We start from the raw sequence: 11,194 nt of genomic DNA, 5'->3' as shown, positions 1-11,194 counted from the left end.
TGAAGATGGGATTGACTCTGTCGTAATGCCGTTCAACGACTTAACCGTGGCGGAATTCAACCCCGAATGTTCCATTGGGATATTCCCATTTTTTCAGGATGGTCTTACCACACAGAATCCGGCAGGTGCCACATTCCAGACAACCCGCACAATCGAAATGCATGGTGCCGTTGTCATCTCTTTTATACAGACCGGCGGGACATGCTGCTTCGAGTTTGGCGAATTCCTCTTCATTTGGCGTTTCCACCAGTTCGATGTGAGGATTTCCCTCGTCGACAAAGAATTTATTGACGCCGAGTTTGACGTCTACATTGACTGGATTACTCATATCGCTTTCGCTCCTTTGAAGCCGTCTTTAAGCAGGTTCATGAATCCAACCTGTTTCAAGTGAGGTGTAATGATTTTCCGCAAGGGAACGGATGTTCCGTTGATGGTGAAGATATCTTTCATGATTCCGGTCACCATGTTTGGGTATTCGTTGTACATACGGGGGTTGTCGAGAAATCGGGGAAGCTTTTGATACAGCTTCATATCTTTCATTACAAAACTGTTTTCAAGTTCCGTTTTGTAGGAGGACAGTCCGCTTTCGCTGAAGTCTCCGTTGTTTTTGGCAGCGATCACCGCTTTTGCCGCAGCTTCGCCGGACGCAATGGCCAGATCCATACCTCGAACGGTGAATCCGACATTCAGGCACAGGCCTGCGGCATCGCCTGCCACGAGCACGCCGTCACCGACCAGTTTCGGAATCATGTCGTAGCCGCCTTCAGGAACAACGTGGGCAGAGTATTCGATCAGTTTTCCACCTTCAAGAAGGGGTTTGACGGTGGGGTGGTCCTTGAAGTCTTCCAACATTTGAGGAACACTTTTATCTGTCTTATCAATGTTGTGCAGGCCGAAGACCAGACCGAGGGACAAGGTGTCTTCGTTGGTATAAATGAAGCCGCCACCCATGTGCCCATTGGACGGGGTGCCCGCGAAGAGCCATGCCGCACCGTCATCATCCGTGCAGCCGAAGCGGTCATTGATTTGTTGCTTGGAGAGCTGGATGACTTCCTTGACGCCTACCGCTCCGGTATGTGGAGAGACTTTGGTTTCCATACCGAGTTTCTCGGCCAGAATGGAATTGACGCCGTCGGCCAGGATGACCGTGTGGGCTTCCATTTCTTCACCCGAGGCAACCACGCCGCAGACTTTGCCGTCGCGGACGATGAGGTCATCGACCCGGATACCGGGCACGATGCTGGCACCGGCAGATTCGGCCTTGTCAGCAAGCCATTGATCGAATTTAGAACGGAGGACCGAATAGGAACGGTCTGCCGGATCTTCGGATTTGGGCGAAGCATATTCCAAAGTGGTGCTGTCTTCGCCGTCCATAAAGGAAATTTTTTCATGAACAATGCACCGTTCAACCGGGGCTTCTTCCGCGAAATTGGGGAAGATCTTTTCCAGGCTGTGACCGTACAGTCTGCCGCCAGTCATGTTCTTGGCACCAGGGAAGTTGCCACGTTCAATGACCAGCGTTTCCAGACCGGCTTGAGCCAGCAGGTATGCACTGGTGCATCCTGCGAGGCCTGCGCCAACAATGATTACATCAAAATCTACAGACATAATGGTACCTCATATACGGCCAGAGGCCTTAGAGATGTTTTTGGGTTGAGTGAAAGACGTCCTTTTCTCCGTCATGAGTAAAAGGATACAAATTATTCCCAGTAAATTTAGCCTGTTAAGGCTATTCTATGCTTTTAATTAAGGAAAGACAGCAGGTCGATTCCCTTGATTGTATTGTAGGGGATTGCCCAATAAATTATGAATATGGAGGAGATGAGAATTCCAGCTCCCACCAGGCCCCAACCGTATATTGTATCTTTCTTGTAATCGCTGATGACGATTTCGGACGCTGGCACCTCATGCAATTTGGTGTGGAAAGCCGCTTCTTCGGGAGTGCGTTTTTGTCCTCGTGATCCCAGAATTGCCAATACGGCGCTCAGGGCAATCCCGATAAAGAAGGGATCGAGTAGATTGTTGAGGGGGAGTCCCGCCACTTCCTTCAGAATTTTAGCGATCAGGTAGCAAAAGAATCCGCCGACCATCGAATAGTAGGCTCCGCGTTCCGTGAGTTTCTTGCTCCACACGCTGGCAATGGCCACCACTCCCCATGATGAGGCGATGATGGTGCTGGCAAACCAAGTGATGATGCGGATGGATGACAGCTCCAGACAGGCCAGTCCCAAGGCCATCAATCCAACAACCAGGACGGCAAATCGTGTGAATTCCAATTGGGCTTTTTCATCCTTGAAATTAATGTCCATGACATCACTGGAGATACTGAAGCTGACGACAGAAAGAAAAGTTGATGCCGAGGAAAGTCCTGCTGTCATGATACCTGTCAACAGGACAACGCCGATCAATTGCGGCATGATTTCAAAGGCCGCCCATATGAGAATTTTTTCCGGTTTGTCGATATTGGGGTGTAACGGAATGATGCTGATTGCGATCAGGTACAGGTACAACAGGAAGAAGACAGTCAGAAAGGCCGAGATGGCACCGGAACGGAAGATGACGTGTTCGCTTTTTGCCATCATGTTGCGCCCGGCCTGCCATGGGCTGACGCTGACAGCCAGCATCCAGACGCATCCGATGGTGATGGCATACATGATCATGTCCATTGGCGATTTGCCGCCTGTGTTGCCATGGTAATCCAGAAGTCCCGCCGGTGTGTCTGGCGAGGTCGCGAGGGTCGTTATCAGATTTCCGAGACCGCCGCTTGCGTTGAACACGAATGGTCCGGCGATAATGGTTGCGGCGAGAAAGAAGATGCACATGAGTGTGTCGGTGATGACGACACCCCGAGACCCGGAATAAATGGTGAAAAAGGTGATGCAGAACCATGCGATGAGCAGGCAGATAGTTTTGTCATATCCGGTCAGGGTTTCCATGAGAATTCCCGTGCCCTGAATGACGCTCAGAAGATAGGCAGACAGTGAAATAACTGTTGTTATGCCGGCAAATCGTCGAATTCTTTTGCTGTTGAAACGACGCCAGAAATATGAAGGCATGGTGTTGACTTTTGCACGACGCAGATATCGACCGAAGAGCAGTGGTCCGACAACGTATCCGCAAGCGCAGAGAGCATTAATCAGGATCATGGTTGTTATATTCCCGGTAAAACAATACGCGGTATCCCCCATGAAGCCGTTCGTGCTGAGCATGGAAGCAAACATGGTCCCTGCGATCATGATGGTCGGGGCATTGCGTCCGCAGACATAGTAGTCTTCGACATTTTCTATTTTCCGGCCAGCGTAAAACCCGATGATAATATAGATCAAGATGCAGCAAAGAACGCCGATAGTATAGATGTTCATAATATTATTCCGATTTGGATTCGGTTTTTTCTCGTAGAAGTTTTCGATATTCTTTTGAGAGCTTCCAGTTCATGAACAGTCCAACAGTCACAAGACATGCTCCTATGGAGATGGAAAATATAATTTCGCCCATACTTCGTCCTTATTGCTTGTATCTTGCAGTTAAAATTTGGCCTTCTGTATGCTTAAGAACGGCGGGACCGCAAGAACATGTGATTTTAACTTTCGAATTTCAGTATTTATTCCTCAAAAAGAATATGTATGTTTTCCCGCGTTACCGCGTCTTTTGGTTTTTTGGAAAATAGTTGATTGTTTTCGATATAATTCATGGTGATTTTGGGGCAGGTTCTTCATTATCACCGCATAAAAGTACGTTTGTGTGATAATGAAGAACCTTTGTGAACGTTCCCGTTCTGTTCCAGTCCACAATGAACTCAGGTTTTGTTTGCTTTTGGGCCCACCTGCATCAAATTGTGCAGGCATATCTGTGGAGGATAAGGGGTTGGCCGAGTGCAATATTGTTCATGTCGTGTCATTTGTTTGTCTGGTACATGACATTCCTGAATGGCGCCAGGCTGTGCCATGATAGGCCATGATATTTCGGTACACCTGTCACGTTTGATGTGGAGGATGACAGGTGTACCGATTGATCAAATCATGGAGACGTTTTGACTCGTCATGTTTTTTTATTCTGAGAACTCCATTTGTGTGAACAAGGGGCCGTTGTTATCGAAGACCCCCGTGGTCTGTTGAACTATTTGATTATCCCTTGAATGCGTCTACAATTGCCGGGACAATGGTGTACAGATCGCCAACGATACCGTAGTCGGCATAGTCGAAAATCGGAGCATTCTTGTCTTTGTTGACTGCGACAATGTACTGTGCGCCGTTTGCTCCAACCATGTGCTGAACCTGACCGGAGATGCCCAGTGCCAGATACAGTTCCGGTTTTGGCATGACTCCGGAGATACCGATGTACCGTTCACGCTCCATCCATTTTTCGCTTTCTGCGATGGGGCGGGAGCATCCCAATTCGGCTTCGATGGCGGAGCAGAGACCCTCTGCCAGCTTGATGTCTTCCTGTTTGGCGATTCCGCGACCCACTGCAACAATCCGTTTGGCCTTGTTCAAGTCAACGCTGCTGCCTTGTTTGGGCTGACGCTCAATGCATTTGATGGATGTCTTGGGCTCGATGAAATCCACGGAAACGGCTTCGCCGGTTTTGGATGCATCAGCTTCAGCCGGCTGGAAGACGCCTCCACCGAAGACCACGATGGAAATCGGGGACGCGATTTTTTCGTCACCAAGGGCGAGACCACCGTACACCATGTGTTTGGCTTGGACTGCATTCCCATCCGAAGTGATTTCAGATGCTTCGGTGACAACTCCTGCATTGAGCTTGACACCCAGCAGTGAGGCCAAGGCTTTGCAGCGTTTGGTGCCGGGCAGCAGGATCATGGCGGGCTTGTCGCCCTCTTCAATGACCTTCGCCATGGTGTCGGCGTATGCTTCCACGATGCGTGCGGAGTCCATTTCTCCAAGGTGATAAACGGCATCTGCGCCGTATGAAAACGCTTGTGTTGCCTGGTCCTGGGAACCGATGACAAATGCAGAGACTTTTTCTCCCAGCTCTGCGCCGCCTGCGATGACTTCGGGCAGACGGGATTCTGCGTCACTAAAGACCCATATGTTGGAAATTTTACTCATTTTCCTTCTCCCTAATTCATGATTGTGCGCAAGTGGCTGACAAATTCTGCGATCTTGTCTTCGCCATCGCCTTCGATGATGATATTTTTCCGATCTTTCTTTTGGGCAGCCTTGATTTCGACAAGTTCCACCAGTGCGGGATCGTCAGCAAGACCGAGGTCGGAAAGGGTCATGGCATTGACGGGTTTCTTGCCCGCTTTCAAAATGGATTTCATTCCGGGAATGGTGGGCACGTTGATGTCTGGGGATACGGAGATCACTGCGGGCAGGGATACTTCCAGCGTCTCGACTTCAGTTTCCAGAGCGCGTTCAACGACCAGCAAGTCATTGCTGACAGAAACAATTTTCGTGACACCATTGAGGGTGGAGACTTCGAGTTCTGCACCGAGACGGATGCCGACCTGTTGTGCGTACAGATCGCCGGAGCCATCACCGCAGATAATCAGATCGAATCCATTTTTTTGGGCCGCGGCAGCCATGATACGGGCTGTCTGGTGGGGCAGTGCCGTTTCGAGATTCTCGTCGATGACCGATGTCAATTCGTCCGGTCCACGGGACAGGATGTCCTTGCGGGCCTTGGTGTTATCAAGGTATTTGCCACCAACGCTCAGGGCAGTGATCGTGCTGTCAGCGATTTCAGCCTTGATTTCGACCGCGGCCTCAATGGCGTTGAGGTCAAATTGACTGATTTTTGGGGTGGCTTTGCTCAAGTCGAGCGTGCCATCTTTTTGAACAGTGATATCCTGTTCTTCAGGGACTAATTTGCAACCAACGATGATTTTCATGTGTATCCTTCCTGTTTTGATCTTTGCAGAAGAGAAGGGAAACTGCCGGGGATTATACCTGGCACGAGAGCTTTCCCTTCTCTTTTCAGCTCATCTCAACTTCTCGTAAGAAGTCTTATTTCCATTCAGCCAGTGCGTAGTTCAAGTAGACAGTTTCCGGGTGATCGGCATCAATCACACGGAAGTGGATGGAATTATCATCCCATTTCCACATCTGGGTTTTAATGGTGCAGCCTGGGTACAGGGACTTGGTGATTCGAGTCTTGAAGCGGGTCAGGCGTTCAGGCTCACCTGGGAACAGGGTCTTGATGATATGACGGCAGGCAAAACCGGCTGTGCTGACTGCATGGAGGTTCGGTTTTGGATGACCGAATTTCTGTGCATATTTCCAGTCAATGTGCTGTGGGTGAAAGTCACCATTGAGGCGGTACAACAAGGACTGGTTCAAGGGAACTTTTTCGGAGACCTCGAAGTCAGGCTCACGCTCGGGGATTTCAACGATATCACGAGGAGCTTTTTCGCCGCCCCAGCCGCCGTCGTACAAGGCGCAGTCCCAGCTTTCGTTGGTGAAGAGCTTGGTGCCATTTTCGTCGTATGTTTCGCCAATGTGTTGGGCAAGGCAGCCACGACCTTCGCCACGATCATAGAGCGCTTTCAGCAGGACTTTTGTGCTCAGCTTGCCGGACAGCGCGGTCATGGGTTGGTGGATGTTCAGGTCAAAGCCCCAGTGCAGAGAGCCACCCCATTCAAATCCATAGTCAATGGTTTTGGTGACTTCACTATCGACGATAGGCATGGCCGCAAACATGGGCAGAATTTTCATGTCTTTTTCATACACGTATTCCAGATCCGTCTGGCCATCAGCAGCAGCACCGCAACCCAGTGCAAAAATGCTGAGCTCCCTGAAGTCATATTCCCGTTCAAAGGGACCATACCACTTGCCGACCATGTCGAGTTTTAATGCCATGTTCATTCTCCTTTTAACTGTTGATTAAGTTGTAATCAGATTTTATTTACTAATCGTGATTAGTATTTAGGGTCTTCGGGGCCATCTCTTTATGTATTTTGTCAGCCTCATCGTGTGTGATTGTCTTTAGTCGCCACAGGGTGAATTTTGATGGACTGATTCTTTTCTGAGAATGCTTTTTTGGACCTTGCCAACGCATGTCCTTGGGAAAGTTTTTCGGATTTCAATCGCCGATGGTACTTTGAATTTTGCAATTCTTTCGGAGCAGAATTGGAGTATTTCTTTTTCTGTCACGGATTCACCGTCTTTGACGATGATGAAGGCTTTGACTGTCTCGTCGCACATGGTATCCGGGATGCCGACAACTGCGGCGTCCATGATAAGCGGGTGACTCACCAGAAGATTTTCAATCTCGGTGCTGGCGATATTTTCGCCCGAGCGTTTGATCAGATTGAGTTTGCGATCGACAAAATAGAAGTACCCATCTTTGTCTGTGTACCCTTTGTCTCCGGTTTTCAGCCAGCCATCGGACGTCAGTGTTTCTGCCGTGGCTTCCGGCTCTTCATAATACTCTTTGAAAAGGGTTTTTCCGGGAATGCCCTTGATGGCAATTTCGCCGATTTCGTTTGGCGGAATTTCGTTGCCGTGTTTGTCCTGAATTTCGACGTCATAGCAAATACCTGTCCTTCCGATGGATGGCCATTTCCGCCGGTCGCCAGGCCGGTCACCGAGAATGCCGACAATGGTTTCAGTCATGCCATATGACGTGAAGAGCGAAACATTGAACCGTTCCATAAAGGCATTTTTTTCCTGATCGGAGAGCGTAAGATAGAAAAGGACGTCCCGCAGGCAATGGTTTTTTTCCCATGCTTTTTGGGGTTGCAGCATTTGGGTACGGATCATGAGAGGAATACATTCCGTCAGGGTGGCCCGATGCAGGCAGACCTGTCGCCAGAATTTTCGGGCACTGTATTTCTCAAGCATGATGAAAGTCGCACCGACAGCGAATGTGGGCATGGCAGCAGTACATTGAAAGTCGATGTGACATGCAGGCATCATCGTCAGGTATCTGTCGTCAGAGTCAATCCCTACCTGCCAGGATGTATAGCGGCCTGCAAAACAGAGGTTGTAATGCGTGATGACGACACCTTTTGGGTGTGTTGTCGTTCCAGAGGTGAAAATTATTTCTGCCGGATCATCACAACTGACAAAAACGTGTTCCTTGAGCGTTGTAGTTTGCTTACGGAGCATCGCGTTGTAGTTGAGTGTTTTCGGATGCGCTGTGTCGTGGTCTGTTCGAGCAATAAGCGTGTGCAGGATTGTTATGTCCTGCTGTTGCTGAATTTCCTGATGTATTTGTAAAAATTGTTCTTCAATGATCAATGCCTTGGGAGCACATTTTTTGAGGATATGCGCACATTCTTCATGGCGGTAATGAACATTGATCGGGATCATGATGGCGCCAATCTTGGCGAGACCGAACCAGCTTGTCAGGAATTCTGGACTATTGTGAACTTGAACCGCGACCTTGTCGCCTTTTCGGATGTTCAGTTCAAGGAACAGATTGGCCGCACGATTGATGTCGTCATTGAGCTCGGCATAGGTGAACTCGCATGTGTCGCCACAGGCGTTTTCAAAAATGAGTGCAGTCTTTGCAGCATGGACTTGAGCCAGTTCGTCCCACAATGCGCCTATATTTTTTTCACCAACGATATCCACTGTCATATCCCTTTATTTGAATGTGTTGCATCCAAAGAAGAATTGTTGTTTACGGACTGTTCAAAAACGGTTTTTTGAATGAGGTCCAAAAAGCGATCGCATTTCATGGAGAGTGGAGTTCCTGCGACAATTTTCTGGAGATGAATGCTACTCATTCGTTTTTGAACAGTCCGTTTTTTTTAGGTATTCAGCGACTAGTTGTCTTTTGGGGTGGCATCGCCCAATTTGACCGTGCCGTTGTCAGCCAGCTTTTTGATGGCGTCATCGGAATAGCCCAGATCCTTCAAGATCGCGGTGGTGTCCATGCCGTGCGAAGGCATTGCACGCCAGATCTTGCAGGGGTTTTTCTTGAATTTGGGCATGATGTTCGGTCCCTTGATCTTGCGACCGGACATACTGTCCCATTCGACGATGGATTCACGGGCAATGTATTGCGGGTTGGTTTCCAATTCATCGACAGCCAGGACCTTTGCACCAGCGATTTTGACATCAGCCAGTTCGGCCAGGGCTTCTTCAACGGTCCGCTCTGCCATGAATGCTTCCAGTCCTTTTTCAACGTCGGGACCGGAGGGGCTTTCCCGGGAGATGAGCTGGGTGCCAGTCGGGTATTCTTCGGTGTTGAGCTTGTCGCTCATGCCGAGTTTTGCGAACATCTTTTCGATTTGAGCTGCGCCGACAAGTTCCATGACCATGTAGCCGTCGTTGCAAATGTATGTTCCGCAACCGACCCAGATCGGGTCCTTGCCCCGGGTCTGGCGGGGGCACATTTCGCCACCATTGAAGTGGTCCATCATGTAGTACTGACCGGCGTTGAGCAGGACTTCGTACATGGCGATATCAATGCTTTCGCCTTTGCCTGTCTTTTCTGCATTGTACAGAGCAGCCAGCACGGAACTGGTGACAGCGTATCCGGCGAGGTAATCCCCGGTGTAGGGGAATGCCGGCATGGGCTGATCCACATCGCCGTTCTGGATGAGGTAACCGCTGAAGGCTTGGGCAATGGTGTTGTAGGCAGCCAGATTGGTGAACTTGTCATCTCCGTACTGACCGAAACCGGACAGATGGCCAACAACCAGTTTGGGATTGTGTTCCCAGAGCAAGTCATCGGGAAGGCCGCGACGTGCGAAAGCGGGGCCTTTGCTTGCTTCGATCAGCACGTCGGCACTTTCGATGAGTTTCAGGAAGGTCTCTTTGCCCTCATCGGAGAAGATATTCAAGGACATGGCGTGCAGGTTGCGGCGAGACAGTTCCGGGTAATTCGGCTGGACGCGAATCGTGTCCGCGTATGCCGTGTGTTCAACCCAGATGACTTCCGCACCCCATTCAGCCAGCATTTGTGCTGAGAAGGGACCAGCGATCTCGATAGCCGAGAAGATGACGCGGACGCCTGTCAGTGGGCCGAATTTGGGTGTATTTATTTTATTGGACATGTATCTAACCTGATTATTTCAGTTTTGATCGTTTTGACTTTAGCGGTATTTTTTCAATTCAGCACGGCCAAGTGTGAGGATCTGCATTTCATCAGAGCCGCCGGAGAGACGGTCGATGCGGAGGTCACGCCAGAAGCGAGCGACACGATGGCCGGTCACGCCGATGCCGCCGAGAACCTGCATGGAGGTGTCAATGACTTCGAAAGAGGCATTTGCGCAGAAGTATTTGCACATGGCGGAATCACCGGAAGTGGCAGTGCCCTGATCGGTTTTCCATGCGGTTTCAAACAGCATGTTTTTCATGCTGTTCAGCTTGATAGCCATGTGAGCGAATTTTTCCTGAATGAGCTGAGTGCGGCCAATGGTTTCACCAAACTGGACACGCTGATTCGCGTATTTTGCCGCATCTTCGTAAGCGCACAGAGCGACACCGTAGTTGGTGCAGGCGACCAGGAACCGTTCATCGTCAAATTCGGCTTTGACGCGGTTGAAGCCGTTGCCTTCGGTGCCGAACATGTCTTTTTCTTCCAGTTCAACATTGTCGAATACGATTTCACAGCAGCTGTCCATGCGCAGGCCGAGCTTGTCGAGCGGGTTCAGCTTGACGCCTTCTTTGCTCATGTCAACGAACCACTCAGTGAAGATGGGCTTTTCGGATGCGGAATCACGAGCCATGACCACGAGATACGGGGCATGAAGGGAGCTTGTGATGAAGCATTTTTGACCGTTGAGGTAGACCTTGCCGTCTTTACGGGTGTAATTGGTCTTCAGGCTGCCAACGTCGGAACCTGCGCTGGGTTCGGTGATGGCGGAGTTCCACATCTGTTTGCCGGTCCCGCGAAATGCGAAAATCGTGTCGATCTGTTCCTGGGTACCGTGACGCAGGATCGTGTTGAAGCCGGGCAGTTGATAGAGAACATAGGTCGGGGCACCGTGGCGTCCGAGTTCTTCCCAAATGGCGGTCAGGGTGACCATATCCATGCCCATACCGTCGTGCTCTTCGGGCAGGAGCATTGTGTCAACGCCCAATTCGGCAAGTGCCTTGACCCAACGTTCGGGGTATTCGTGGTTGTTGTCGCACTCAACGAAGTACTGTTCCCAGTTTTCGCTTTCCATCAGATCGCGGACGCCCGCGACGAATAATTCTTGTTCATCTGTCAGTCTGAAATCCATGAGTGAATCTCCTTTACTTTTTAAAAGGGGGAAGCTGTCGAGGCTTCCCCC

At 50.0% G+C, this 11,194-nt stretch carries 9 protein-coding genes; all 9 read right to left on the bottom strand.

Annotation, left to right across the window (positions count from 1 at the left end):
- Positions 1 to 40: 40 nt before the first annotated feature.
- Positions 41 to 328 carry a 4Fe-4S dicluster domain-containing protein gene (locus GO013_RS03060; RefSeq protein ID WP_163808579.1) on the bottom strand — a complete coding sequence of 96 codons (288 nt, stop codon included), beginning with the start codon at positions 326 to 328 and terminating at the stop codon, positions 41 to 43.
- Positions 325 to 1,608: an FAD-dependent oxidoreductase FixC gene (gene fixC, locus GO013_RS03055; protein ID WP_163808578.1), complete on the bottom strand. Its 1,284-nt coding sequence runs from the start codon at positions 1,606 to 1,608 to the stop codon at positions 325 to 327. Before fixC ends, GO013_RS03060 begins: the two co-directional genes overlap by 4 nt.
- 134 nt (positions 1,609 to 1,742) lie before the next feature.
- On the bottom strand, positions 1,743 to 3,362 hold the full coding sequence (locus tag GO013_RS03050; protein WP_163808577.1) for a sodium:solute symporter family protein: 1,620 nt from the start codon (positions 3,360 to 3,362) through the stop codon (positions 1,743 to 1,745).
- Positions 3,363 to 4,124: 762 nt separating this feature from the next.
- On the bottom strand, positions 4,125 to 5,069 hold the full coding sequence (locus tag GO013_RS03045; RefSeq protein ID WP_163808576.1) for an FAD-binding protein: 945 nt from the start codon (positions 5,067 to 5,069) through the stop codon (positions 4,125 to 4,127).
- An 11-nt stretch (positions 5,070 to 5,080) separates the two neighbouring features.
- Entirely contained in the window at positions 5,081 to 5,854 is a 774-nt protein-coding gene (fixA, locus tag GO013_RS03040; RefSeq protein ID WP_163808575.1) for a putative electron transfer flavoprotein FixA, read from the bottom strand.
- 115 nt (positions 5,855 to 5,969) lie between these two features.
- On the bottom strand, positions 5,970 to 6,821 hold the full coding sequence (locus GO013_RS03035; protein ID WP_163808574.1) for a MaoC/PaaZ C-terminal domain-containing protein: 852 nt from the start codon (positions 6,819 to 6,821) through the stop codon (positions 5,970 to 5,972).
- A 126-nt stretch (positions 6,822 to 6,947) separates the two neighbouring features.
- Positions 6,948 to 8,540: a crotonobetaine/carnitine-CoA ligase gene (gene caiC / locus GO013_RS03030; RefSeq protein ID WP_163808573.1), complete on the bottom strand. Its 1,593-nt coding sequence runs from the start codon at positions 8,538 to 8,540 to the stop codon at positions 6,948 to 6,950.
- A 194-nt stretch (positions 8,541 to 8,734) separates the two neighbouring features.
- On the bottom strand, positions 8,735 to 9,970 hold the full coding sequence (caiB, locus tag GO013_RS03025) for an L-carnitine CoA-transferase (protein WP_163808572.1): 1,236 nt from the start codon (positions 9,968 to 9,970) through the stop codon (positions 8,735 to 8,737).
- A gap of 39 nt (positions 9,971 to 10,009) precedes the next feature.
- A complete protein-coding gene (caiA, locus tag GO013_RS03020) occupies positions 10,010 to 11,143 on the bottom strand; it encodes a crotonobetainyl-CoA dehydrogenase (protein WP_163808571.1) in 1,134 nt (377 codons plus the stop codon).
- Between the last annotated feature and the right edge of the window lie 51 nt (positions 11,144 to 11,194).

The organism is Pseudodesulfovibrio sp. JC047 (assembly GCF_010468615.1).
GTDB lineage: Bacteria > Desulfobacterota > Desulfovibrionia > Desulfovibrionales > Desulfovibrionaceae > Pseudodesulfovibrio.
Note: the sequence above shows the minus strand (reverse complement) of the source record. Positions and strands in the feature narration are given on the sequence as shown.

Excerpts from the sequence above, each read along its gene's own strand:
- GO013_RS03060 (WP_163808579.1), bottom strand. The coding sequence starts at position 328 with ATGAGTAATCCAGTCAATGTAGACGTCAAACTCGGCGTCAATAAATTC.
- fixC (WP_163808578.1), bottom strand. The coding sequence starts at position 1,608 with ATGTCTGTAGATTTTGATGTAATCATTGTTGGCGCAGGCCTCGCAGGA.
- GO013_RS03050 (WP_163808577.1), bottom strand. The coding sequence starts at position 3,362 with ATGAACATCTATACTATCGGCGTTCTTTGCTGCATCTTGATCTATATT.
- GO013_RS03045 (WP_163808576.1), bottom strand. The coding sequence starts at position 5,069 with ATGAGTAAAATTTCCAACATATGGGTCTTTAGTGACGCAGAATCCCGT.
- fixA (WP_163808575.1), bottom strand. The coding sequence starts at position 5,854 with ATGAAAATCATCGTTGGTTGCAAATTAGTCCCTGAAGAACAGGATATC.
- GO013_RS03035 (WP_163808574.1), bottom strand. The coding sequence starts at position 6,821 with ATGGCATTAAAACTCGACATGGTCGGCAAGTGGTATGGTCCCTTTGAA.
- caiB (WP_163808572.1), bottom strand. The coding sequence starts at position 9,970 with ATGTCCAATAAAATAAATACACCCAAATTCGGCCCACTGACAGGCGTC.
- caiA (WP_163808571.1), bottom strand. The coding sequence starts at position 11,143 with ATGGATTTCAGACTGACAGATGAACAAGAATTATTCGTCGCGGGCGTC.